Source organism: Streptomyces changanensis (genome assembly GCF_024600715.1).
In the GTDB taxonomy this organism is placed as follows: Bacteria; Actinomycetota; Actinomycetes; order Streptomycetales; family Streptomycetaceae; genus Streptomyces; species Streptomyces changanensis.
Map to the genome: position 1 here is coordinate 2,603,265 of NZ_CP102332.1, position 23,484 is coordinate 2,626,748.

The 23,484-nt window shown below is 68.6% G+C and carries 22 protein-coding genes; 11 read left to right on the forward strand and 11 right to left on the reverse strand.

The genetic code is table 11. The features are described 5' to 3' along the window. Positions 1-30 precede the first annotated feature (30 nt). Entirely contained in the window at positions 31-678 is a 648-nt protein-coding gene (locus NRO40_RS11510; protein WP_058943297.1) for a hypothetical protein, read from the reverse strand. 454 nt (positions 679-1,132) lie between these two features. On the opposite strand from NRO40_RS11510, the gene NRO40_RS11515 reads away from it, so the two are divergent. From NRO40_RS11515 to NRO40_RS11540, 6 genes are all read left to right on the forward strand, one after another. Then, a complete protein-coding gene (locus NRO40_RS11515) occupies positions 1,133-2,284 on the forward strand; it encodes an SMI1/KNR4 family protein (RefSeq protein ID WP_257375398.1) in 1,152 nt (383 codons plus the stop codon). Between the two features lie 597 nt (positions 2,285-2,881). Beyond that, positions 2,882-3,091 carry a hypothetical protein gene (locus NRO40_RS11520; protein ID WP_058943295.1) on the forward strand — a complete coding sequence of 70 codons (210 nt, stop codon included), beginning with the start codon at positions 2,882-2,884 and terminating at the stop codon, positions 3,089-3,091. Next, positions 3,075-3,590 (forward strand): DUF6879 family protein, encoded by a 516-nt coding sequence (locus NRO40_RS11525; protein WP_058943294.1) that lies wholly within the window; start codon positions 3,075-3,077, stop codon positions 3,588-3,590. Before NRO40_RS11520 ends, NRO40_RS11525 begins: the two co-directional genes overlap by 17 nt. Then, a complete protein-coding gene (locus NRO40_RS11530; RefSeq protein WP_058943293.1) occupies positions 3,587-4,423 on the forward strand; it encodes a helix-turn-helix domain-containing protein in 837 nt (278 codons plus the stop codon). Before NRO40_RS11525 ends, NRO40_RS11530 begins: the two co-directional genes overlap by 4 nt. Positions 4,424-4,517: 94 nt before the next feature. Next, on the forward strand, positions 4,518-4,712 hold the full coding sequence (locus NRO40_RS11535) for a hypothetical protein (protein ID WP_079047229.1): 195 nt from the start codon (positions 4,518-4,520) through the stop codon (positions 4,710-4,712). A 531-nt stretch (positions 4,713-5,243) separates the two neighbouring features. Continuing rightward, positions 5,244-5,453: a DUF397 domain-containing protein gene (locus tag NRO40_RS11540; protein ID WP_058943292.1), complete on the forward strand. Its 210-nt coding sequence runs from the start codon at positions 5,244-5,246 to the stop codon at positions 5,451-5,453. A 331-nt stretch (positions 5,454-5,784) separates the two neighbouring features. On the opposite strand, the gene NRO40_RS11545 is transcribed toward NRO40_RS11540, so the two are convergent. The 4 genes from NRO40_RS11545 to NRO40_RS11555 form a co-directional block, all read right to left on the reverse strand. Next, positions 5,785-6,939, reverse strand: a complete 1,155-nt coding sequence (locus tag NRO40_RS11545; RefSeq protein ID WP_058943291.1) for a phage major capsid protein — start codon at positions 6,937-6,939, stop codon at positions 5,785-5,787. 1,129 nt (positions 6,940-8,068) lie between these two features. After that, the gene (locus NRO40_RS30765; RefSeq protein ID WP_408056991.1) at positions 8,069-8,389 is read right to left on the reverse strand and encodes an HNH endonuclease; all 321 of its coding nucleotides are present in this window, start codon (positions 8,387-8,389) and stop codon (positions 8,069-8,071) included. A gap of 738 nt (positions 8,390-9,127) precedes the next feature. Continuing rightward, positions 9,128-9,301, reverse strand: coding sequence for a helix-turn-helix domain-containing protein (locus tag NRO40_RS11550; RefSeq protein WP_079047464.1), 174 nt, complete (start codon positions 9,299-9,301; stop codon positions 9,128-9,130). 74 nt (positions 9,302-9,375) lie between these two features. Next, positions 9,376-9,918 carry a hypothetical protein gene (locus NRO40_RS11555; RefSeq protein WP_198549457.1) on the reverse strand — a complete coding sequence of 181 codons (543 nt, stop codon included), beginning with the start codon at positions 9,916-9,918 and terminating at the stop codon, positions 9,376-9,378. A gap of 123 nt (positions 9,919-10,041) precedes the next feature. On the opposite strand from NRO40_RS11555, the gene NRO40_RS11560 reads away from it, so the two are divergent. Next, entirely contained in the window at positions 10,042-11,217 is a 1,176-nt protein-coding gene (locus NRO40_RS11560; protein WP_058944834.1) for a tyrosine-type recombinase/integrase, read from the forward strand. A 200-nt stretch (positions 11,218-11,417) separates the two neighbouring features. On the opposite strand, the gene NRO40_RS11565 is transcribed toward NRO40_RS11560, so the two are convergent. Further along, positions 11,418-12,575: an acyl-CoA dehydrogenase gene (locus NRO40_RS11565; RefSeq protein ID WP_058944833.1), complete on the reverse strand. Its 1,158-nt coding sequence runs from the start codon at positions 12,573-12,575 to the stop codon at positions 11,418-11,420. A gap of 197 nt (positions 12,576-12,772) precedes the next feature. Between NRO40_RS11565 and NRO40_RS11570 the strand changes: the two genes are divergently transcribed. Beyond that, entirely contained in the window at positions 12,773-14,116 is a 1,344-nt protein-coding gene (locus NRO40_RS11570) for a UDP-glucose dehydrogenase family protein (protein ID WP_058944832.1), read from the forward strand. 317 nt (positions 14,117-14,433) lie between these two features. On the opposite strand, the gene NRO40_RS11575 is transcribed toward NRO40_RS11570, so the two are convergent. From NRO40_RS11575 to NRO40_RS11585, 3 genes are read right to left on the reverse strand one after another with little or no spacing between them, the layout of a single operon-like run. After that, on the reverse strand, positions 14,434-15,627 hold the full coding sequence (locus tag NRO40_RS11575; RefSeq protein WP_058944831.1) for a dipeptidase: 1,194 nt from the start codon (positions 15,625-15,627) through the stop codon (positions 14,434-14,436). Continuing rightward, the gene (gene purE / locus NRO40_RS11580) at positions 15,624-16,121 is read right to left on the reverse strand and encodes a 5-(carboxyamino)imidazole ribonucleotide mutase (protein WP_232791249.1); all 498 of its coding nucleotides are present in this window, start codon (positions 16,119-16,121) and stop codon (positions 15,624-15,626) included. Before purE ends, NRO40_RS11575 begins: the two co-directional genes overlap by 4 nt. A 28-nt stretch (positions 16,122-16,149) precedes the next feature. After that, a complete protein-coding gene (locus NRO40_RS11585) occupies positions 16,150-17,289 on the reverse strand; it encodes a 5-(carboxyamino)imidazole ribonucleotide synthase (protein ID WP_058944829.1) in 1,140 nt (379 codons plus the stop codon). Between the two features lie 187 nt (positions 17,290-17,476). On the opposite strand from NRO40_RS11585, the gene NRO40_RS11590 reads away from it, so the two are divergent. Further along, a complete protein-coding gene (locus NRO40_RS11590) occupies positions 17,477-18,031 on the forward strand; it encodes a GtrA family protein (protein ID WP_058944828.1) in 555 nt (184 codons plus the stop codon). Positions 18,032-18,101: 70 nt separating this feature from the next. Here NRO40_RS11590 and NRO40_RS11595 read toward each other — a convergent pair whose 3' ends face one another. Together NRO40_RS11595 and NRO40_RS11600 are read right to left on the reverse strand one after the other, a co-directional pair. Beyond that, positions 18,102-19,370, reverse strand: a complete 1,269-nt coding sequence (locus NRO40_RS11595; RefSeq protein WP_058944827.1) for an ATP-binding protein — start codon at positions 19,368-19,370, stop codon at positions 18,102-18,104. Between the two features lie 12 nt (positions 19,371-19,382). Then, the gene (locus tag NRO40_RS11600; protein ID WP_058944826.1) at positions 19,383-20,063 is read right to left on the reverse strand and encodes a response regulator transcription factor; all 681 of its coding nucleotides are present in this window, start codon (positions 20,061-20,063) and stop codon (positions 19,383-19,385) included. A gap of 414 nt (positions 20,064-20,477) precedes the next feature. On the opposite strand from NRO40_RS11600, the gene NRO40_RS11605 reads away from it, so the two are divergent. After that, complete coding sequence (locus tag NRO40_RS11605) at positions 20,478-21,977, forward strand: peptide MFS transporter (RefSeq protein WP_058944825.1); 1,500 nt, start codon at positions 20,478-20,480, stop codon at positions 21,975-21,977. 267 nt (positions 21,978-22,244) lie between these two features. Continuing rightward, on the forward strand, positions 22,245-23,351 hold the full coding sequence (locus tag NRO40_RS11610) for an LCP family protein (RefSeq protein WP_058944838.1): 1,107 nt from the start codon (positions 22,245-22,247) through the stop codon (positions 23,349-23,351). Positions 23,352-23,484 lie beyond the last annotated feature (133 nt).

Sequence of the window (23,484 nt, forward strand, 5' to 3'; positions counted from 1 at the left end):
CCCCTCCGGCGCGTCCGTCCGCCCCGCCCGTCAGGCCGCGAAGGGGTTCGCGGGGCCCGGAAGCTGCTGTCCCGGGCGCAGGAACCGCTGCCGTCCCGTCTCGTCCCGTACCGGAGTGAACCCGGCCGCCTGGAGGCGCTGGGCGATGCGCTGCCGACGGATCTCGCCGATCTTCACACCGCCCACCAGGAGCGCGGCCAGGGCGGCGCCGCCCGCGACGGCGCCGACGTACATCTGGCAGATCAGCAGCGTCACCACCAGGCCCGCCACGCAGAACCAGGCGAAGCCCATCTTGCGCGCCCCGGCCATCTGCGTCATGACGTCGAAGCCGATGCGGTCCTTCATCAGGGCGACTGCCTCCGCCGCCTCGGCGGTCGGCTTGAGCGTCCCGGGCAGGAGGCCGGGCACCGTGCCGCCCATGCCGGCCTGCGGGTGCGCGGCGATGGTCGCCGCCTCACGGGCGCGGGCCTCGGGCGCGGGGTCGCGGTAGAGGTGGACGGCGAGGGTCTGGCTGTTGTGGCCCTCGCGCCGGGTCTCGCCGTACTCGAAGCCGTAGTGCTCGACGACGTGCGCGAGCGTGGCGGCCCGTCCGGCGCGGGAGAACTCGTCGGTGACGACGACGACGTCCTGGGTCGCTATCTGCTTGAGCAGTGCGGAGATCTGGCGATCCACACTCATGGAGACTCCCACCTGGTGCTGTGCTGTGCTGTGCCGTGCTGAGCTGAGGGCTGTGCTGAGCTGAGCCGTGCCGCTTGTGCGGCAGCGCAGCGTAACCGCAACGGCCCCCGGCGGATCGCCGGGGGCCGTGCTGTGCGGTCGCGGGGCTGCCACGGTGGGACGGGAGGTCTCACGCCATCGCGACGCGCCCGCCCTGGCTGCCCTCGGGCATCCGGGCGCCTCACAGCTTGCATCGCCCTGTCCGAGCCAGTGAGCTTCTTCGAGTTGGCCACCGATCGGGTGAATGCGACTGAGCGCTTCAGTGTCGAGTGGGCGGTTGCAGCGTCCGGTGCCAGCAGCTTGGTGAGCCGGGACAAGGGTCCACTCGAGCTTGCCGGCATGAACGCCAACCCGACGGCAAGGCCGGTGAGCGACGATCAAGCTGTTGTCAGCCGCTGGCTCTAAGGTCGGCCTCATGACATCAGGCCTGGTCCAGGACTCATGGACTCGCATCGACGCGTGGCTGCGCGAGCACGCGCCACGCACTTTTGCCACGCTTCGGCCGCCCGCAGGAGACGAGGAGATCGCAGCAGCGCAACAGGAACTGGGGGTCACCTTTCCTCCGGACCTGGTCGCTTCACTCCAACGGCACAACGGGGCGCTGGAGGGACCTGAGGCTTTCCGGTTCAGTACGGGCGACCGGCTGCTCGGAGTGAGCGGAATCCTCGGGGACACCGGGTTCATGCGCGGTATCGACCAGGGCCTCGACGGGGAGACCGAGGGCGAGGGCTACTGGCTTCACGACTACGTGAAGTTCGGTTCTTACGACGTGACGTCGGACGGTCTTCTGATGGATTGCCGTACTGAGCGCGACTCCTTCGGTGCGATCGGACGGTTCTTCGACGAGACCGGCACCAGATTTGGGCAGGCCGACTCGCTGGGTGGGTATCTGGCCGAACTGGCCGACACGCTTGAGCGCGGCCAGGAGGCTGGTGTCGTCACCTTCAACGGCCGACTGTTCTGGGAGGCGCCTCTGCCTGCCAGGCCGCAGTGCAGTGGCGACGAGCCCCTTCCTGCACCGGATGAGCAGCTGCCAGAGCTGGACCTGTCCCACAGTCCCACCGACCTCCTCCACGTGAGCCACCTGGACGGACATGAGGAACTCGGTGCACTGATCGCAGTCCTGCCGTATGAGCAGGTGGTCGAGGCCGCGCGGAAGCAACTGCGCAGACTGGCGGTCGAAACGGGGCTGAACAACTACCCGGAGGTCAAGGCAGCCCTGGACGCGTGGGAGCGTGGTGTGGCCCTACCGCGGCCGGACCAAACCGGCCCGCTCGCCTTGCGACTCCGCGCAGTGCTCGCACAGGCCGACACCGGCCGAGACGTCACTCGCAGGTGGGCCGCGGAGAAGATAGCCCTCGGGCTCTGGGGATCCCCCTACAGATCCGTGTGCGAGAGCGCGGAGACCCGGAGCCACTTCACTCTCGACTGGCGTGCGGATCTGCATGCGGACTTGGGCAATCCGCCACTGCCACCGATACCTGACGACCGATTTTGGGGGGCGCTGCGCAACCCCGCCATCGACTCCAGTTGGTACGCGGCTCAGTACACCCAAGATCAGGACTGACCCCAGGGGCCGTGGAAGGGCTCAGTCCCGACCAGGTCGCGCCGCGTCCCACGCTCTACACCGCCTGACCGAGCGGGCTGGGAGACAGAGAACCCCCCGCGCCTTTGGGACGCGGGGGGTTCCACACGGCCGGGGAAACGACTTCCCCGGCATGGCGCCCGGGGACGTGGCGGAACGGACCGGGAACCGGTCACAGCTCCGGGACCAGCTACCCGACGGCGCCGCGGCCTGCGAAAACCCCGCTACGGCAGGTTGCGGGCCATGACGATGCGCTGGACCTGGTTCGTGCCCTCGTAGATCTGGGTGCTTTACGGCATACCTGAAGCTGACCTGCACAGACACCCCCCACGGAGGGGCCTCCCCAGGATTCCCCCATGATCACCCAGTGCCCTGGACACCCTCTTGCCCCACGGGCGCCGCAGAGACCGACCCTGAGAGCCCCTGGCGACCCGCCGGGGGCTCTCCCCGTTCCATGCCTCTGGCGGCTCGGTTTATGCGACAACGCGCATAGTCGCGTGCACGCATAGACGGGCGCGTACGGTCCTCGTACGGTCATGGGCAACGGCCCAAGTGGGGCCACAGAGCAGGGGGTTTCGCATGTCTGAGCGTGCCGGGCTTACCCGACTCACGGGCAACGGCAACGGGGAGTGTGGCGCCGACGATTGCCCGAATGTCTACAAGACCGAGGGCGGGTCGTTCGTGGTCCAGGGCGACGTGTTCAGGGGCTTCACGCCGCCCGAGGGCGAGGGGCTGGTGGAGATCCCGGAAAGCGTGCTGCGGGAGGCGTTTGATGTTCTTGGATGGTGAGGACTGGCGGGCGAAGTTCCGGGACTTCCAGACTGAAGCGTGGCGGCTGGAGACCCTGCCTCAATACCTCGTCCCCCAAGAAGCAGAGGAGATCGAAGCCTTCCGCGCCGGTAAGCGCATCAACCCGGAGACGTTCTCCTGTGAGTACACCGCGCGCCTGAAGAGGCAGAGAAGGGAAGGCAGGCGCCAGGGGCGCGTTCACGTAGTCACCCGGCCTCTCAGCGAGTACCTGGAATTCGAGTTCTCCCGCTATTACCGGCCTCACGCTCTGGCCGGCGAGGAAATCCGCATCCTCGACGTAACGGGCCGCGAGAACCCGCTTCCCGGCGTCCAAGACTTCTGGATGTTCGATCGGACTACCGTGGTGCTCATGCACTACGAGGCGGACGGAAAACAAATCAGCCGCGAAGTGTACGAGGGAGACCCAGCACCCTTCATTGAGTACCAGCGAATCGCCCTGGCCGAGTCCGTACCCTTCCTGGAGTTTCTGAGGGGATGACGTTCGAGCCGGAACAGCTAGGTCAGTCCGCTCAGGACCTCGCGGCCAGGCTGAAGCAGCTACGCAAGCAAGCCGGTCTCTCAGGGGACCGGCTTGCTGCGCGCTGCAACATCTCGCAATCAAAGGTGAGTCGAATCGAGAACGGGAGAGTGCGCCCCTCCCTAGTCGATATCGAACAGATCCTGAGAGCCTTGGATGCTTCCCCGGATGAGGTGACCGAAGTAGCCGCCTTGGCCAGGGTAGCCAACACGGAATGGCGCAATCTCCGGGATCTAAGGCGCAAGGGGCTGGCCACACGGCAGGCAGAACTTAAGTCGCTCGAAGCGTCGTCCACTCATATGCGCTACTTCCTGCTATCCATGGTCACAGGACTGTTGGCAACGCCTGAATACGTACGTGCCAGCTTGGCAAACTCCCCGGTCGACACCACCAAGGCAGTGGCAGGGAAATTGGAACGGCAGGCGGTCCTTTACGACCGCTCGAAAAAATTCACGTTCCTCCTGACCGAGCAGGCTGTTAGGTGGCCTGTCGTTCCCGCCCTTGCCTTGGCTGAACAGATGGACCGGCTATCGTCGCTCACCTACTTGCCGAACGTACGCCTTGGCATTATTCCTGTTGGCACCCCCACCCGCACCACAACACCGCTGAACACCTTCACCATTTATGACTCGTCACTGGCTACCATTGAGACGATGACGGGAAGTCTCGTTCTCCGCGACAGTCGGGATATCCAAAGCTATCTGGACTATTTCGCATGCTACGAGGAAGTGGCCCTGTTCGATGAAGAGGCCAGGGGGAAACTCGCGGAATGGTCCACTGCTTGCCGTTCATGATCTTTAGTCCATGACGCGACTGAACCGCCTGCAAGCCCCCAACTCGGTGGATCATTGCTTGCCACGGAGAATCCGAGCCGGGAGGCATTCAGCGATGAGCCAGCCGAAGACTTACCCGAGTGAGCCGGTAGAGCTGCCGCTAAGGATGGAACCGGAACCGGCCCCCGTAGAAGGTTGCGCGGGTTGCGCGGAGTTGGCGAACGTGCGGGATCGGGCGCGGGCGGGAAGCGACTGGACCACCGTGTCCGACTGCAACGTCTACCTTCGGCGGCATCCCGAGGGCCACTGATGGTCACGACTAAGGATGTGGGTAAGCGGGTTGAGGATGCGTTGGGGAGAGTCGGTATCCTCCGGGATGTGATCCCGGATTGGGAGGACCCCGCCGAGATGCCCCAAAGGCGCCGCAAGCAGCCGACCGCCTTCATTTGGCCCGAGAACGGCGGAAAGGAATGGCTGGCGCCGCCCGAATCCGTGAAACGCGTCGAAGTAGCAACCAAAGCGTCCGCCTTTAGGTGGGCATAAGAATTCCGGCGTGCCGCCGCACCCGTGGCCGCACAGCCGGATAGTCCCCCGACCGGACAAGCCAGAAGCAGGGACAGCCGTGTCCCGTCTGAGCTGACGTGCTCAGGCTCTCGCCCCGGTCCGCCCCTTAACTGGGGTGCTGCCCTGGCAGTGAGGGCACCCGCTTCGGACCCAGGGAAACCGAAGCACCCAATCCCCCGCCCCGGTCGCGTCGCTACAGGAAGGGCATGCGATCGGGGCGGGCAGCAAGGCGGTGCGGGGACCGCATCCCCGCTGTTCGGCGAAGGGAATTGGCACCATGACCGAACGCACCGAGTTCCAGTTCGTCACGGCTGCTGCATGCCGTGACGCCCGCGTGAACAACTGCCCGGAGATCGCTTTGAACGTGCCGGGGGTGGTGGCGTTGCGCGACAGTGAACGCCCTGACACGGTCGTCACCATGACGCCCGACCAGTGGGCGACCCTCACCGCCGCCATCAAGGGCGGAGAGTTCGACCTGAGCGCCTGAGAGAAGGTCCCCGTGCGCAAGTGCCCCCGATGCGCTGCCGAGTGCCTGACGGACCCAGAAAGCGGCTTGCCGTGGTGCCCGCGTTGCGGGACGCACTCCGGACTGTCTGAGCCTGGCTGCCGGGGCTTGTGGTGGTGGCGCGACGCGGCCACCAGGACGCCGCACAGGCCGCGTCAGCACTGAGCGCGGGACCACTGTCAATCGACCCCGTCCGTACGTCTCCCCCGGCGTATGGGCGGGGTTTCCACTTGCCTCACGCCATCGAGCCCGCAAAACCAAAAGAGCCCCCAGCCGGCGGCTGGGGGCTCTGAGAATTGGCACGGCCTTGCGATTAGCTGGCGGCTGCCTCAACGATCTGCACCGAAGCGGACTCGGCGAGGGAAACGCCAGCCATGCGCATAGTCAGCTTGAAGCCAACCTGATCAACGTCGAAGCGGGCATCCTCGCTGATCTTGACCTGAGCATTTCGGCGAACACCGACCACGATTCGGGAAGCGTCGGCGACTACAACCGTCTTAGGGGCGAGGAATGCGGTAGGCAGGATCGGCAGACCCCATGCGGTCGACGCGGGGGAATCAGTCGGCTGACCGCCCTGGTAAATGCCGGAGCCGTTCGCCTTCTCCTTTCGGAGAGCCGCAGCCATATCCGTAGAAGCCCACACGACCGAGGGACGCCCATTGGTGGCCTCAATACGGGCCACCGCGTCCGCCAGGTCGTCATACGTCACCGTGACCTTTCCAGCCCCCAGGGTCGTAGTGATTCCCTGAGAAACGACACCCTTGATCGGGTTGGTGCCCGTGCCGGTGAAAGCGTCGGAATCAAACTTCAGGGAAGCGTCACGCAGAAGGTTGTCAGCAATGATCCGGCGGAGATCCAGCGCGGAATCCTCCAGCACCTCGGTAGAGGCCCACTGAATCTCACCGATCTTCTTAGCGGTGAACTTGACTTCACCCCAGACCATCTGGCCCGCCGGAATAGGCTGGCCCTCGGCCACATAGTCGGCTCCGGTAGAGGAGACGAGCTGCGGAACAGACAGGGTGTCGGAAGTGAAGGGAATGATGCTGCCCGTCGGCAGTCCCCGAAGGAACGTCGAGTTCGCCTTCAGCGCGTCAATGTACTTGCTTGAAATCTGGTCCGGCACGGTGTAACCACCGTCACCAGGGACACCCTCGGATATCAGGGCGCGATACTCATTCAGGGACGGCAGGAGAGAGCGCCAAGAGCCGTCGTCATTCTTCGGAGAACGGGGCGTCAGGAGGCCGCCGGCATTCGCAGCCAGGGAGCGCACCTCAGCCTCACGCTCGCCACGCTGGACGTCTCTGGCCTCGGCCTCAAGCTGCATCACGTCACGGTCGAGGCGCTCAATGCGTTCCCGCTTATCTGCGGCGGAAATCTTGCTGTCGCTCTCAATCGACCGGATCTCACGAATCATCTTGGCGCGGTCTTCAAGGGCAGCCTTGGCCTGATCGGCGTAGACGTTAATCAAATCGCTCTCCTGTACAGGGCCGGATGGTCACCGGGCACAAAAAGAGCCGCTTCGGCGAATGCCGAGCGGCTTTGGCGGTGTGGTTGATTCAGTTGTCCTCGGTACTAGCTAGCCTTCGCGCCTCGGCGCGAGACTCATATTCAATTCGCTGCCTGGCCCGCTTAGCGGCTCGACGGCATCCATCGCCGCAATACTTCGGCGGCGCACCCGGACCGAGAACACGGGCAAAGACTTCGGAGCACTGCCAGCAAGTCAACTCAACAGTCATGATTCCCTTCATGAGGTATGGCCGCTACCAGGCCAGAGAACGAGAAAGGCGCGGCCCCCAGTGGAGTATTCCGGGGTACCGCGCCAAACTCTGACCCGCACCTAGTAATGAGGAGTGACCATCCCTCGCCCCGAACGCCTCACGGCGTGCGGGAGTCTGTGACAGGTTCCCTATCGGGTTCCTTGCATGGTTGGTAGACCCGTTAAGGGGCGCATTCCCTCACAGACGACAGCATCCGCTGTCGCTCGTACTGCTCACCGGGCGAAACCTCGCCCAGGCCGTCTTTACCCCCCGTCAGCAGACAGTCGGCCCACGCCTCCACCTCCGAGGCGTACGTCTGTCCCCACGGGGCCACGAACGCGCGCCCGGCCTCCGAGGACGGCCCAGGCTCCACAGAGGCCGTAGGCGCCTCTCCACGGGCCTTGGCGCGCACCGCGCGCTTCCGCTCACGCTCCCGAGCCTTCACGCACTCAGGCGCCCCACAGGACGCCTTCACGTTGCCGTTCCTGGCCCTGGCTAGAAGTCGGATACGGCAGTACGGGCATCTCTTCAATGCTGATCTCCTATCGATGGTTGAGGACACATGCTCGACGAGTGTCCCCGAGCATGTCCCTAGGCATTGCGCGCTGATACGCGCTCTGACGTGCGGACACGTCCGTATCCGTTGCCCACGCTGTCCGCCGTCCTCAGGCATACCGAAACAGGGAAAGACCGGGGTCTGGGAAAGGGTGGGTTGAAAGTTTCGGACTCCCCCTCCCGGGGTCTTGGCTGCCTTGGCCGCTGAAACGGCCTGAGCGAGCCTGAGAACTGATTGGGCATAACGGAGCGGGCTGGACCCGTGGCGGTCGCTCTACGCGCCGCCTAGGCCGTTCTGTTGCCTCGGCTGAAGTTGCACGGCCCACAGGCCGGGCGAAGATTCTCAATGTCGTTCGTTCCGCCTCGACTCAGCGGAACTATGTGATCGGCCGTCGTTGCCGGCCGCGAATTGCAGAGAGCACAGAGAGGCTGAGCCGCAAGGATTGCGGCGCGAGCCTTGATGTAAGAGCTGTCATATCCACGCGCCCAGGCTGAAGGGCGCGTGTGCTTTCTCTTCTGTTCCCTCCGCCTCGCTGCCGCCGAGGCGCACGGCTCACACCGTGAGCCGAGAGGATAGAGCCGCTTACAGCGGCTACACATACACATAGGCAATAGCTACTCCAGAAAGACAGAGGGCGCCCTTTCGAGGGGGCGCCCCTATGGGGATACAGATAGGGCACTCCTTGGAGGGGTGCCCCTGATGCAGTTGGTTCCTGGCCTCCCGTTCGTTCGGCCAGGGGATGACTAATGGAGATAGAGAGGACGCGAAGGTTTCCCCAGGTCAGAGAGGAATGGGTAATCCTGTGCGGGCTACTCGTTGGCCCGTGCAGGGTTACGCAGCAGTGCGGTAGGCGTGCACTCGACAGGATGCCGACCCGAGGCCGTTCTTCTGGAAGTGTTGTCCAGGCAGTACGAGGCAGCGAGCGCCGGACTCAGGCGCGATCAGCGCCATGGACTTGGCCGCAGTGATGCCTTTCTGTACAGCCTGCTTCGTCAGCGGCGGGCCGTCTTGCGGCCCGAGGATGGAAGCTAGGGCGCCTTCGGCGAACTCGGCATGCCCGACCTTATTGCCCCAGCCGAGGGCGGCGAAGTACACGCGGAAGGCGAGAGGACGTATGCGGTGGTCGCGGGCTTTAGCTCGGCAGTCGAGCTGTGAGATCGCCCCCCATGGGGCGCCAGGGCCAAAGCCAATCAATCGGTGTCCTTCGGTTGTGTCCGCTGGGGATATTTCTACGGCCTGCCCCCTGGCGATTTCAAGGACGGCCGTTCTCTACCGTTGCCACTAGTACGGCATGAAAAGGCCCCCGAAGCGCTTATATGAAACGGGGGCCGAGGGCTGTTAGATCACTCAGCCAGTTGAGCGTCCAGCCAGCGATCCAGGTCGCTCGGTCGACATCGGAGGGATTGACCAATACGACGAAAGGGGATCTGCTCGTCACGCCAGTTTTCGTATACCCAGCTGCGCGGCTTGCTTAGGAACTCGGCTACCTCGGCAACCGTCAACAACTTCACCAACATAACCTCCCTATACAGGAAAGCCCCGAGTCGCCTCGGGGCCAACGAGATATGAATTTGGGCAAATAGGGGCTGGACTAGCTCTCAGCGCTCGCCATAGACTTCAAAGCTGCCCTGGTCTTGTCGGTCACCTCTCCCCCGGCTTTGCCCGCCACGGTTCCCAGGTAGCCGTCCCGCCGAGCCTTCTTCAAGTGGTCCTTGATCGTCTCCGGGCGGCGCTCGATCAATCGGGCAAGCCAGGGAACCGGCGCCGGGGCGCCGCTCTCAGCCATGGCGGCGTACGTCGCAGCCAGCATGGCCAGGTATCGCTCCGAGACGCCTTCAGCCGCCAGGAGGCGACCAGCAGCCTCCCCCGAGGCGTCGAGTGACCGGGTGACGTCCTCCAAGGTTTCCTGGGCCTTCGGTGCCTTCTTGGCCAAGTTCACCGCAGCCGCGAGGTCCAGTCTGCGGAGCACGGTCGTGGAGATGCCGCGCACGACATCACGGGGCTCAGCACCCTCGGCCGGCTCCACGGTCATGCGCTGCGGGCCTCCCGTAATCGGCCCTACTGGCCACCACATCCGGATCACCCAACCCCCTTGCTGCTGGGTGATCTCGAAGCCGCTCTCGTCTTCTCGCATACCCACACCATACACCACCGGGTGGTCCACCCTGGGTTGACAACCTAGGGTGGACCATGTGCAGACTGTGGCCGAGGGGAGCCACGGCAGGTGGGGGCCCACACAGAAGGGGAAGGCCGACGGGTGGCAAGGGCATGGGTAGCGCGCTCCAAGGACGACGCGACGAAGTGGACGACGTTCTGGTACGACCCGGATGGGAAGCAGCGCCAGAAGTCGTTCGGGACTAAGAAGCGCGCCGACGATCACCGGAAGCGAAAGGAGCAGGAGCTAGACGCCGGGACCTACCTGGATGACCGGCTGGGAAAGCAGCCGGTGACGGCGGTCTGGGAGCAGTGGACGGATCAGCGGAAGCTGGAGAACAGCACCAAGAAGCAGTACCGCTCAATCCAGAACACGACCCTGGAGCCGTTCTTCAAGGCCCGCTCCATCGTGTCCCTGAAGGTTGCCGACATTGAGCAGTGGCTGTTGTGGATGGAGAACGACCGCAAGCTATCCGCCCGGACCCGTCGACAGCGGTTCTCGTTCTTCTCCGGGATGATGGACTGGGCCGTCGTCAACGAGATCATTGGCCGGAACCCCTGCAAGAGGATCAAGCACGCGGGTAGCCGCGCCAAGGAGATTCGCGAGCACAAGAGCAAGGCGCGGCGGCTCACGACGCGGGAAGTCCTGGCGATGCTCGGCGCGGCCCCGCCCCGGTACCGGGCGATGCTGTGGCTGATGGCCGGATGCGGGCTCCGCCTCGGTGAGGCTATGGCGGTCTCTCGCGATCAGATCGACTTCACGGCCGAGGTACTTCGGGTGGACTTCCAGATCGCCGAGGACGGCGAAACGGAGTCGGGGAAGAACAGTGCGCTCCAGCGTCGGCACATCAAGGCCCGCGACGAGAAGGAGCCGGGACGCGTCGTGCCCCTGCCTCCGAACGTCGCGTTCGAGCTTCGGCGACACATCAAGAGCCATGGGGTCTGGGGGCCGGAACGGCTCCTCTTCCCCAACGTGACCCGGACCGGCTACCTGTACGCCTCGTACTTCTACCGGCAAATCTGGCTTGTGGCCCTGACCAAGTCAGAGGTGGCGTACTGCAAACCGCACTCCATGCGGCATTACTACGGGTCGCGTCTGCTGTACGCGGGCGTCCCGGAGAACGACGTAGCCGACTGGATGGGTCACAGCAGCACTGACGTGCTCAGGGAGCACTACCACTACATCTTCGAGGGGGCCGACCAGCGTGGTCGGGCAGCCATCGCAACGATGCTCATGCCCGGCGCGGACGACCCCACGGAGCGGGCCGAAGTCGCCTGACCCAGCCCATACGAACGGCCCCCGGCATCGCGCCGGGGGCCGCTGTGTTTGTGCAGGTCAGAAGCCGTAGCCAGCTCAGCGTCAGCCCAGGATTTCCCCAGCATGACGCCCAGGAACACGCCCGAACGGACCCGAACGGACCAGAAGCCGATCACAGCTCCCGGACCACCTGATAGGGCCGCTGACCTGCGAAAAACCTGCTACGGCAGGTTCCTCGCCATGACGATCCGCTGGACCTGATTCGTGCCTTCATAGATCTGGGTGATCTTGGCGTCGCGCATCATGCGCTCGACCGGGTAGTCACGGGTGTAGCCGTAGCCGCCGAGCAGCTGGACGGCGTCCGTGGTGACCTCCATGGCGATGTCCGAGGCGAAGCACTTCGCCGCCGCACCCAGGTAGGTCAGGTCGGCGTCGACGCGCTCGGAGGCCGCGGCCGCCTGGTACGTGAGGGCGCGGGCCGCGGAGATCTTCATCGCCATGTCGGCGAGCATGAACTGCACGCCCTGGAAGTCGGCGATCGGCTTGCCGAACTGCTTGCGCTCCTGGACGTAGCCCTTGGCATAGTCCAGGGCGCCCTGGGCGATGCCGAGGGCCTGGGCCGCGATGGTGATGCGGGTGTGGTCCAGGGTCTTCATCGCGGTGGCGAAGCCGGTGCCCTCCTCGCCGATCATGCGGTCGGCGGGGATGCGGACGTTGTCGAGGTAGACCTCGCGCGTCGGGGAGCCCTTGATGCCGAGCTTCTTCTCCGGGGCGCCGAAGGAGACGCCCTCGTCGCCCTTCTCGACGACGAAGGCGCTGATGCCCTTGGAGCGCTTGGTCGGGTCGGTGACGGCCATGACCGTGTAGTACTCGGAGACGCCCGCGTTGGTGATCCAGCGCTTGACGCCGTTGAGGACCCAGAAGTCACCGTCGCGCACCGCGCGGGTCTTCATTCCGGCGGCGTCGGAGCCGGCGTCCGGCTCGGAGAGGCAGTACGAGAACATCGCGTCGCCCTTGGCGAGCGGGCCCAGGTACTTCTTCTTCAGCTCCTCGGAGCCGGAGAGGATCACCGGGAGGGAGCCGAGCTTGTTCACCGCCGGGATCAGCGAGGACGACGCGCAGACGCGGGCGACCTCCTCGATGACGATCACGGTCGCGAGGGCGTCGGCGCCCGCGCCGCCGTACGTCTCGGGGACGTGCACGGCCTGCAGGTCGGAGGCGACGAGCGCGTCCAGCGCCTCCTGCGGGAAGCGGGCCTCCTCGTCGACGGCGGCGGCGTGCGGCGCGATCTTCGCCTCGGCGAGCGAGCGGACGGTGTCCCGGAGCATGTCGTGCTCTTCGGACGGGCGGTACAGGTCGAAGTCAGGCGTTCCCGCCATGTCTGCGTCACTCCCCTGGGCTGCGGTGCTAACTACCGTTAAGTAACCCGAATTTTAGTGGTCCGCCACGGGCTCGGCATATGTGAGGATCACGTGAGCTTGCCGACAGCGGCAACACCGCCGGAACCATGCCCCCGGCGCCGCCCGACTATGCTCGGGCACGCATTCCCGGCCCGTACAGCACTGGAGCAGCACACATGGCCCTGAAGATCACGGTGATCGGCACCGGCTACCTCGGCGCCACCCACGCAGCGGCCATGGCGGAACTCGGCTTCGACGTCCTCGGGCTCGACATCGTCCCCGAGAAGATCGAGATGCTGGCCTCGGGCCGGGTCCCCATGTACGAGCCGGGGCTGGAGGAGCTGCTGCGGCGGCACGTCGTGGGCATGGAGGGCTCCACCGGGCGGCTGCGCTTCACCACCTCCTGGGAGGAGGTCGGCGACTTCGGCGACGTCCACTTCGTCTGCGTGAACACCCCGCAGAAGCAGGGCGAGTACGGCTGCGACATGAGCTACGTCGACGCGGCGTTCGGCGCGCTCGCCCCGCACCTGAGGAAGCCCGCCCTCGTCGTCGGCAAGTCGACCGTGCCGGTCGGCAGCGCCGAGCGGCTCTCCCGGCTCCTCGCCGAGCGGGCACCCGCCGGCGCGGACGTGGAGCTGGCCTGGAACCCGGAGTTCCTGCGCGAGGGCTTCGCCGTGCGGGACACCCTGCACCCGGACCGGATCGTCGTCGGCGTCGAGAGCGGCCGCGCCGAGAAGCTGCTGCGCGAGGTGTACGCGGTGCCGGTAGGCGAGGGCTCGCCGTTCGTCGTGACCGACTTCCCCACGGCCGAGCTGGTGAAGACCGCCGCGAACTCCTTCCTCGCGACGAAGATCTCCTTCATCAACGCGATGGCGGAGGTCTGCGAGGCCGCCGGCGGTGACGTCGCCAAGCTGGCGGAGGCCATCGGCCACGACGAGCGGATCGGCGCCAAGTTCCTGCGCGCCGGCATCGGCTTCGGCGGCGGCTGCCTGCCCAAGGACATCCGCGCCTTCATGGCACGCGCGGGCGAGCTCGGCGCCGACCAGGCGCTCACCTTCCTGCGGGAGATCGACTCCATCAACATGCGGCGGCGCGGGCAGATGGTCGGCATGGCGCGCGAGGCCCTCGGGGACGGAACGTTCCTGGGCAAGCGGGTCGCGGTCCTCGGTGCCGCGTTCAAGCCCGACTCGGACGACGTGCGCGACTCCCCCGCCCTCAACGTCGCCGGGCAGATCCACCTCCAGGGCGGCCAGGTCACCGTGTACGACCCGAAGGGCATGGACAACGCCCGCCGCGTCTTCCCGACCCTCGCCTACGCCGAGAGCGTCCTGGAGGCCGTGCGCGGCGCGGACGTGGTGCTGCACCTCACCGAGTGGAGCGAGTTCCGCGAGGTCGACCCGGAGGAGCTGGGCGCGGTCGTGAACGCCCGGATCATCCTGGACGGCCGCAACGCCCTGGACGCCGCCCGCTGGCGCGCCTCGGGCTGGACGTTCCGCGCGATGGGCCGCCCGCGGGCCTGAAGCCCCCCCCCCCGTCACCCGGCCGACGGCCCGAGGAGGGGCCGTGGTGGGTTGCCCCCGCAGGGGTTGGCGGCGGTACCCGGGCCACTTCCCCGGTACCCGAGGCCGCCGACCCCGAGGAGGTGACCCGCCGCGGCCCCTCCCCACCCACTGCCGTCCCCGACACGGCGGCGCAGCCGGACGACACAGCCCCCCACCCCCACCGTCCCGCCCCCGACACGACGGCGCAGCCACACGCGACGCGGCCCCCGGCACACCGCCGGGGGCCGCGTCGCGTTCCGTACGTTCCGTACGCCCGTGCGTTCCGTACGGGCCGGTCAGCCGTCCAGATCGGCCAGGGTCGCCGTGGAGGGCCCCCGGCGGGACGCGGCGTCACGGGCGACCGCCTCCGCGTCGCGCAGGACCCGCACGGCGTTGCCCCAGGTCACCTTGGCCACGTCGGCGCGGGACCAGCGGCGGGCGAGGAGCTCGGCGACGAGGTTCGGGTACCCCGACACGTCGTCGAGACCGGCCGGGGTGAAGGCCGTGCCGTCGTAGTCGCCACCGATGCCGACGTGGTCGACGCCGGCGACGTCCCGCATGTGGTCGAGGTGGTCGGCGACCGTCGCGACCGTCGCGACCGGTCGCGGGTGCGCCTCCTCGAACGCCGCGTGCAGCCGCATCGCCTCCGGGGTGGTGTCCAGGTGGTGGAAGCCGTGCGCGCGCAGGTTCTCGTCGGCGCGGGCCGTCCACTCCACCGCCGCGGGCAGGATGAACTTCGGCACGAACGTCGCCATGGCGACGCCGCCATTGCCGGGCAGCCGCTCCAGCACGTCGTCGGGGACGTTGCGCGGGTGGTCGCAGACCGCGCGCGCCGACGAGTGCGAGAAGACGACCGGCGCCTCGGTGGTGTCCAGCGCGTCGCGCATCGTCGTCGCCGCGACGTGCGAGAGGTCGACGAGCATGCCCAGCCGGTTCATCTCCCGCACGACCTCGCGGCCGAACGGGGACAGCCCGCCGACGGCCGGCACGTCGGTCGCCGAGTCGGCCCACGCGATGTTGTCGTTGTGCGTGAGCGTCATGTACCGCACGCCGAGCGCGTACAGGGCGCGCAGGGTGGCGAGGGAGTTGTTGATGGAGTGCCCGCCCTCGGCACCCTTCAGCGACGCGATGCGGCCCTGGGCGCGGGCCGCCTCCACGTCGTCCGCGGTCAGCGCGGGGGCCAGCTCCGCCGGGTGGCGGGCCAGCAGCCGGTCGACACAGTCGATCTGCTCCAGCGTGGCGCTGACCGCGTCGTCGCCGGCCATGTCGCTGCGCACGTACACCGACCAGAACTGGGCACCCACCCGGCCCGCGCGCAGCCGCGGCAGGTCGGTGTGGAGCCGGCCGCGCTGGTCGGCGGCGACGTCGAGGAGGTCCAGGTCGTAGCCGGCCTTCTCGCGCAGCGCCCACGGCAGGTCGTTGTGGCCGTCGACGACGGGGTGCTCGGCGAGGAGGTCGAGGGCCTCGCCGAGGAGGCGGGCGGCGGTCACCGGGCGAAGCCGAAGGACGTGGAGCCCTCGACCTTCGCCCGCAGCCGCTTGCCCTTCTCCGTCGCCTGGTCGTTCAGCTCCTGCTGGAACTCCTTCATCCGGGCCAGCAGGTCCGCGTCGTGCGCGGCGAGCATCCGCACCGCGAGCAGACCTGCGTTGCGCGCGCCGGCCACGGAGACCGTGGCGACGGGGACGCCGGCCGGCATCTGCACGATCGACAGGAGCGAGTCCATGCCGTCGAGGTACTTCAGCGGCACGGGCACGCCGATCACCGGCAGCGGCGTGACGGAGGCGAGCATGCCCGGCAGGTGCGCGGCGCCACCGGCCCCCGCGATGACCGCCTTCAGACCGCGATCGGCGGCCCGCTCGCCGTAGGCGACCATCTCGCGCGGCATGCGGTGGGCGGAGACGACATCGACCTCGTACGGGATCTCGAACTCGTCGAGCGCCTGGGCGGCGGCCTCCATGACGGGCCAGTCGGAGTCCGAGCCCATGACGATGCCCACCAGCGGCCCGGGTGCGTTACTCAACGATCGTTCCTCGCAGGTAGCCGGCGGCGTGGGCGGCGCGCTCCAGCACGTCGTCCAGGTCGTCGCCGTAGGTGTTGACGTGGCCCACCTTGCGGCCGGGCTTCACGTCCTTGCCGTACATGTGGATCTTCAGCTGCGGGTCCCTGGCCATGCAGTGCAGGTACGCCTGGTACATGTCCGGGTAGTCGCCGCCGAGGACGTTCGCCATGACCGTCCACCGCGCGCGGGGGCGCGGGTCGCCGAGGGGCAGGTCGAGGACGGCCCGCAGGTGGTTGGCGAACTGGGACGTCACCGCGCCGTCCTGGGTCCAGTGGCCGGAGTTGTGCGGGCGCATCGCGAGCTCGTTGACCAGGATGCGGCCGTCGCGGGTCTCGAACAGCTCGACGGCGAGGTGGCCGACGACGTCCAGCTCCCGCGCGATGCGCAGCGCCAGCTCCTGGGCCTGGCCGGCCAGCTCGGCCGGCAGCTCCGGGGCGGGCGCGATCACCGTGTCGCACACGCCGTCGACCTGCCGGGACTCCACGACGGGGTACGCCACGGCCTGGCCGTGCGGGGAGCGGACGACGTTCGCCGCGAGCTCGCGGACGAAGTCGACCTTCTCCTCGGCGAGGACCGGCACGCCGGCGAGGAAGGGGTCGCGCGCCTCGTCCTCGGAGCGGACGAACCACACGCCCTTGCCGTCGTACCCGCCGCGCACCGTCTTGAGGATGATCGGGAAGCCGCCGCCCTCCGCCGCGAACGCCGCGGCGTCGGCCGGGTCGGCGACGATGCGGTGGCGCGGGCAGGGCGCGCCGATCGCGTCGAGCTTCGCGCGCATCACGCCCTTGTCCTGGGCGTGCACCAAAGCGTCGGGCCCCGGACGGACGGGGATGCCGTCCGCCTCCAGGGCCCTGAGGTGCTCGGTGGGTACGTGCTCGTGATCGAAGGTGATCACGTCGCACCCGCGCGCGAACTCGCGCAGCGTGTCGAGGTCGCGGTAGTCGCCGATGACGACGTCGCTCACGACCTGCGCCGCAGAGTCCTGGGGGGTGTCACTGAGAAGCCTGAATCTGATGCCGAGGGGAATGCCCGCCTCGTGGGTCATACGGGCGAGCTGACCGCCGCCGACCATACCGACTACCGGGAACGTCACCCTCCTAGGGTATCCGCCGGCCACGCGGACCCGGCACGGCGGGCGGCGCGCGCGGCAGGGCGGCGGGCGGCGCGGGCGGAAGCTGGGTGGGCGGCGCGGCATCCGGCGTCCGCGCGTCGCCGGGTGGGTGATGGTTAGCATGACCGGGTTGACGCATGCGGCCGGCGGACGGGATTGAAAGATCATTATGAGTGAACAGAGCGCCCTGCGGGTGCGGCTGGAACAGCTCGTCCGTGAGATAGCGAAATTCGGTCTCGTCGGCGGTATCGGGCTGCTGGTGAACATGGCCGCCTTCAACGTGCTGCGCCAGACCACCGACCTGCCCGTCGTCCGGGCCAGCCTGCTGGCCACGGTGATCGCCATCGCGTGCAACTACGTCGGTTTCCGCCACTTCACCTATCGGGACCGGGACAAGACGCGGCGCACGCGTGAGGCGTCGTTGTTCTTCGCGTTCAGCGCCGCCGGAATGGTGATCGAGAACGGAATCCTCTACGCCGCGACCTACGGTTTCGGCTGGGACAGTCCGCTGCAGAACAACTTCTTCAAGTTCCTCGGGATCGGTATCGGGACGCTCTTCCGGTTCTGGTCGTACCGCACGTGGGTGTTCCGGACGATCCCGGGCGCCGGGGCCGCGGCCGGGGCGGACGACGGAGAGGCCGGGGCCGCCACGGCGGGCCCGGCGATCCTGGAGCAGCGGCGGCCCGAGGAGTCCCCGGCTCCGGTGGGCCCGCGCGTCCCCTGACCTGGGCGGTGCGCCCGCGCGTCCCTGACCGGGCGCGCCGCGAGCCCGGACCGACCGGTGGGGCGGCCCCCTAGCGGATCGGGCGTGGGCTCTCGTCGTCGCGGCGCCGCGACTCGCGGCTCAGGAACAGGGCGAACACGGCGGGCTTGAGCTGTACGAGCTCCAGCCGCCCGCCGTCCGCCTCGGCGAGATCGCGGGCGACGGCCAGGCCGATGCCGGTGGAGTTGCGGCCGCTGATGGTCCGCTCGAAGATCCGCGCGCCGAGGTCCGCGGGGACCCCGGGGCCCTCGTCGGTGACCTCGACGACGGCCTGGTTGCCGGTGACGCGGGTGCGCAGGGCGACCGTGCCGCCGCCGTGCATGAGCGAGTTCTCGATCAGCGCGGCCAGTACCTGGGCGACGGCGCCGGGGGTGCCGACGGCGCGCATGCCGGTGCGGCCGGAGCGGACGATCGCCCGGCCGGCGCTGCGGTAGGCGGGCCGCCACTCCTCGATCTGCTGCTTGACCACCTCGTCGAGGTCGAAGCCGACCGCGGAGCCCGTGCGCGGGTCGCGCGCGTTGGTGAGGAGGCGCTGGACGACGTCGGTGAGCCGCTCCACCTGGGCGAGGGCGATCGTCGCCTCCTCGCGGACCGTCTCCAGGTCGTCGGTGTCGGAGATCTCCTCCAGCCGCATCGACAGCGCGGTCAGCGGGGTGCGCAGCTGGTGGGAGGCGTCGGCGGCGAGCCTGCGCTCGGCGGTGAGCATCCGGGCGATGCGCTCGGCGGAGGCGTCGAGGACGTCGGCGACCCGGTCCAGCTCGGGCACCCCGTACCGCCGGTGCCGCGGGCGGGGGTCTCCCGAGCCGAGCCGCTCGGCGGTCTCGGCGAGGTCGGTGAGGGGCGACGCCAGCCGGTTGGCCTGCCGTACCGCGAGCAGGACGGCGGCGACGACCGCGAGCAGCGCGACCGCGCCGATGATCAGGAGCGTACGGCCGACCTCGCGCGTCACGGACGAGCGGGACTCCTCCACGATGACCCGTTCGCCGCGCTCCCCCACCGCGGTGCCGCGGATGACGCCGCCCCCGGGGCGGGTGCCGACCTCGACGGGCGGGCGGCCGGGGATCTCGATGCGGGCGTACCGGTCGGCGCCGCCGTGGTCGGAGAGGATGTCGGGGTCGACGGGCTCGCCGCCGATGAGGCGGCCGTCGACGATCCCGGCGAGCCGCATCGCCTCCAGCTCGACGCTCTCCTGGGCGCTGCTGGTGATGGTGCGGGTCTCGACGATGACGAGGGAGACCCCGAAGACGGAGATGACGACCAGGACCACGGCGAGCGTGGAGCTGATCAGGCGGCGGCGCACGGAGGGTCCGCCTCAGCTCTTCTCGAAGCGGAAGCCGACGCCGCGGACGGTCGCGATGTACCGGGGGTTCGCCGCGTCGTCGCCGAGCTTCTTGCGCAGCCACGAGATGTGCATGTCGAGGGTCTTCGTGGACGACCACCAGGTGGTGTCCCAGACCTCGCGCATCAGCTGGTCGCGGGTGACGACCCGGCCGGCGTCCCGGACCAGGACGCGCAGCAGGTCGAACTCCTTGGCGGTGAGCTGGAGCTCCTCGTCGCCCATCCAGGCGCGGTGCGACTCGACGTCGATGCGCACGCCGTGCGTGGACGGCGGCTGCTGTGAGGGCTCGGCGGCGCCGCGCCGCAGCAGGGCGCGGACGCGGGCGAGCAGCTCGGCGAGGCGGAACGGCTTGGTGACGTAGTCGTCGGCGCCGGCGTCGAGGCCGACGACCGTGTCGACCTCGTCGGCGCGCGCCGTCAGGACGAGGATCGGCACGGTGTGCCCCTCGGAGCGGAGCCGGCGGGCGACCTCCAGCCCGTCCATGCCGGGCAGGCCCAGGTCGAGCACGACGAGGTCGACGGCGCCCTTCAGACCGGTGTCGAGCGCGCTGGGTCCGTCCTCGCGCACCTCGACCTCGTACCCCTCGCGCCGCAGCGCGCGGGCCAGCGGTTCCGAGATCGATGCGTCGTCCTCGGCGAGCAGTACACGCGTCATGGAGTGATGGTAGTCCGCGTGGCGTGCGGGTCGTGGAGAGATCACGTCAAGATCGTCCGTGCCAGGATGTCTTCGATGGCATCCTGGCAATGACCTTGGAAACCGGGTGTTCGGTTCCACCGTCGCCTGTGATCCATGTCTCAAGTCCTTCCATATGCCGCGGTGTCGTGGCGTATGGTGGCGAGACGCTTGTAGTAGGCAATCGGGGACCTTTGGCGGCATCACTCGTTGATGCCCCAAAGGTCTCTTTTCTGCTCGGCGTAGGAATGACCTGTCGGCCGGGCTCCGCCGCGTGACCACGCGCGACGGGGTGTGGATCCCGGCACGGCTGCGACCGTGCCGGTGCCGGCCGTCCCGGAGCGGGCGCCGGTCGCCCACGAAGCGACGAGCGTCCCGAACGAACAAGGATCGACCATGGCGTCCAGCCTGACGAAGGACTCGGCGAGCAGCCCCGTCACCGAGAAGACCTTCCTCGGCCACCCCCGCGGCTTGGCCAACCTCTTCATGACCGAGATGTGGGAGCGGTACAGCTACTACGGCATGCGCGCCCTGCTCGTGCTGTACCTGTCGGCCGAGGTGGCCGAAGGCGGTCTCGGGTTCGAGGACGCGACCGCCATCGCGATCTACTCGGTCTACAACGCGATGGTGTACCTGCTCGCCCTGCCGGGCGGCTGGTTCGGTGACCGCGTCTGGGGCGCCCGCAAGACGGTCGCGGTGTCCGGCACGATCATCATGGTCGGCCACTTCCTGCTGGCCCTGCCCACGACGGTGTCGTTCTTCGTCGGCCTGGCGTTCATCGCCGCCGGCTCCGGACTGCTCAAGGCCAACATCTCCACGATGGTCGGCCACCTCTACCGGGACAAGAACGACCCGCGCCGCGACGGTGGCTTCACGATCTTCTACATGGGCATCAACGTCGGTGCCTTCGCCGCCCCGCTGACCATCGGCTGGGTCGGCCAGGAGGTCAACTGGCACTACGGCTTCGCGCTGGCCGGTGTGGGCATGGCCGTCGGCCTCGCCTTCTACTTCCTCGGCTTCCGCAACCTCGCGCCGGAGTCGAACCAGGTGCCGGCCCCGCTGTCGGAGACCGAGCGCGCGGGCCTCATCAAGCGGGCCGTGATCTGGCTGGCCGTCGCCGCCGTCGCGTACGGGCTCGTCGGCCTGAGCGGCTCGTTCACGATCGACTGGGTGCTGTGGCCGCTGACGATCCTGGGCCTCGCCCTGCCGACGTACTACCTGGTGCGAGTGCGGCGGGACAGCGACCTGGAGCCGGTCGAGCGCACCCGGATGTCGGCGTACGTCTGGTTCTTCGTGGCCGCCGCCGCGTTCTGGGCGATCTACGACCAGACCGGTTCGACGCTGACGCTGTTCGCCAAGGACAACACCGAGGGCTCGCTGTTCGGCTTCGACTTCCCGTCGAGCTGGTTCCAGTCGCTGAACCCGCTGTACGTGATGGCGCTCGCGCCGGTCTTCGCCTGGCTGTGGGTGGCGCTCTCGCGCCGCGGCAAGGAGCCGAGCACGCTCAGCAAGTTCGCGACCGGTCTGCTCATGATCGGTGGCTCCTTCTTCGTGATGATGCTGGCGCAGACCGCGTCCGCGGGCGGCGTCAAGGTCACCCCGCTGTGGCTGTGCTCGGTCTACCTCATCCAGACCATCGGTGAGCTGACCCTCTCCCCCGTCGGCCTGTCCCTGACGACGAAGCTGGCCCCGGCCAAGTACGCGTCGCAGATGATGGGCGTCTGGTTCCTCGCCGTGACCGCCGGCTCGTCCGTCATCTCGCTCCTCCAGCTGGTGGGCGCGCCGACCGACACCGAGTGGTGGTTCGCCAGCCAGGGCGCCATCGCGATGGCCGGCGGCTTCGCGATCTTCATGTACCGCAAGCGGGTCCAGCCGCTGATGGGCGGCGTGCACTAGGGGACGGCCGCCGGTCCTCGCGACCACGAGGGGCGCCGCACCGGTCCGGTGCGGCGCCCCTTCCGCGTGTGTCCCCCCGCGCACGGCCCTCCCCGTGCCGCGGGGGGACGTTTATAGTTCACCGACCGGTCGGGCCCGGGGGGGCCGTACGCGAGGGCGGGCCGGCGCGTCAGCACAGCACCAGGGGGGCCAGCGATGCCGGACACCACACCGGACACCAACGGGGCGATCGACGGGGGCTCCGGCCCGGCGGAAGGCTCCGGCCCCGTGACGCACACCGGCCCGGCGGAACGCTCCGGCCCCCTGACGCACACCGGCCCCTCGGCGTCGGAGCGGCGGGCCGGGCGGCCCGGCCGGCGCCGGCGCGTGTGGCGCGTCGCGGGCGCCGGGTGCGCGGTCGTCCTGCTCGGCGCGGCCGCGGCCGGCTGGTGGGCGTACCGGAGCCTCGACGGCGCCCTCACGGGCGTGGACATCGGCCGCGCCCTGGGCGACGACCGGCCGCGGAAGGCGCCCGGCGCGCTCGGCGCGACGAACCTGCTGGTGCTCGGCTCGGACTCGCGGGCCGGTGACAACGCCGCACTCGACGGCGGCGACTTGGGCGGCGCCCGCTCCGACACGGCGCTGGTGGTGCACGTGTCGGCGGACCGTGGGGACGCGGTCGCGGTGAGCATCCCCCGCGACACCCTGGTGGACCGCCCCGCCTGCACCCGCCCGGGCGGCGGCGAGAGCGGGCCGGCGTCCCGCGTCATGTTCAACTCCGTCTACACGACGGGCGGCCCCGCCTGCGTGGTGAAGACCGTCGAGAAGATGTCCGGCGTCCGCATCGACCACCTCATGGAGATCGACTTCGCGGGCTTCAAGGAGGTCGTCGACGAGCTGGGCGGGGTGACCGTGGAGGTCCGCGAACCGATCCGCGACACCAAGGGCGGCTTCACCCTGGAGCCCGGCACGCACCGGCTGGACGGCACCGAGTCGCTGAGGTTCGTCCGCACCCGCCACGGCTACCGCGACGGCAGCGACCTGGGCCGCATAGGACTCCAGCAGCAATTCCTCACCTCCCTGCTGCGCGAGGTGCAGCGGCAGGACCTGCTCGGCAGCCCGACCAAGTCGTTCCGGATCGCCCGGTCGCTGACCGGATCGCTGACGACCGACTCCGAGCTGGCCTCGCTCCCCGCGCTCGTCGAGTTCGGGCGGAGCATGCGCGGCATCGACCCGGCGTCCATGGACACGGTGATGCTGCCCGTCGCCTACGACCGGGCCGACCCCAACCGCGTGGTCCCGGCGCAGCCGCAGGCGGACGAGGTGTGGCGGGCCCTGCGGGAGGGCGCCCCCGTGCCGGCGTCGGCCCGGCGCTCCCCGGCGTCCGCGGGCTGACCCGCCCGCCCGGCCTCGGGCCCGGACCGCCCACCCACGCCCCGGCCGGCCCCTGCTTCCGCCCACCCTCGCGCCCGGCCTTTCCCCGCCGCCCTCGCGTCGCACCCCGGCCCTTCCCCGCCGCCCCCCTCCC

Coding starts and splice junctions, on each gene's coding strand:
- NRO40_RS11510 (WP_058943297.1), bottom strand. CDS start 678: ATGAGTGTGGATCGCCAGATCTCCGCACTGCTCAAGCAGATAGCGACC.
- NRO40_RS11515 (WP_257375398.1), top strand. CDS start 1,133: ATGACATCAGGCCTGGTCCAGGACTCATGGACTCGCATCGACGCGTGG.
- NRO40_RS11520 (WP_058943295.1), top strand. CDS start 2,882: ATGTCTGAGCGTGCCGGGCTTACCCGACTCACGGGCAACGGCAACGGG.
- NRO40_RS11525 (WP_058943294.1), top strand. CDS start 3,075: ATGTTCTTGGATGGTGAGGACTGGCGGGCGAAGTTCCGGGACTTCCAG.
- NRO40_RS11530 (WP_058943293.1), top strand. CDS start 3,587: ATGACGTTCGAGCCGGAACAGCTAGGTCAGTCCGCTCAGGACCTCGCG.
- NRO40_RS11535 (WP_079047229.1), top strand. CDS start 4,518: ATGAGCCAGCCGAAGACTTACCCGAGTGAGCCGGTAGAGCTGCCGCTA.
- NRO40_RS11540 (WP_058943292.1), top strand. CDS start 5,244: ATGACCGAACGCACCGAGTTCCAGTTCGTCACGGCTGCTGCATGCCGT.
- NRO40_RS30765 (WP_408056991.1), bottom strand. CDS start 8,389: ATGTGTATGTGTAGCCGCTGTAAGCGGCTCTATCCTCTCGGCTCACGG.
- NRO40_RS11550 (WP_079047464.1), bottom strand. CDS start 9,301: ATGTTGGTGAAGTTGTTGACGGTTGCCGAGGTAGCCGAGTTCCTAAGC.
- NRO40_RS11555 (WP_198549457.1), bottom strand. CDS start 9,918: ATGCGAGAAGACGAGAGCGGCTTCGAGATCACCCAGCAGCAAGGGGGT.
- NRO40_RS11565 (WP_058944833.1), bottom strand. CDS start 12,575: ATGGCGGGAACGCCTGACTTCGACCTGTACCGCCCGTCCGAAGAGCAC.
- NRO40_RS11570 (WP_058944832.1), top strand. CDS start 12,773: ATGGCCCTGAAGATCACGGTGATCGGCACCGGCTACCTCGGCGCCACC.
- purE (WP_232791249.1), bottom strand. CDS start 16,121: ATGGGCTCGGACTCCGACTGGCCCGTCATGGAGGCCGCCGCCCAGGCG.
- NRO40_RS11590 (WP_058944828.1), top strand. CDS start 17,477: ATGAGTGAACAGAGCGCCCTGCGGGTGCGGCTGGAACAGCTCGTCCGT.
- NRO40_RS11600 (WP_058944826.1), bottom strand. CDS start 20,063: ATGACGCGTGTACTGCTCGCCGAGGACGACGCATCGATCTCGGAACCG.
- NRO40_RS11605 (WP_058944825.1), top strand. CDS start 20,478: ATGGCGTCCAGCCTGACGAAGGACTCGGCGAGCAGCCCCGTCACCGAG.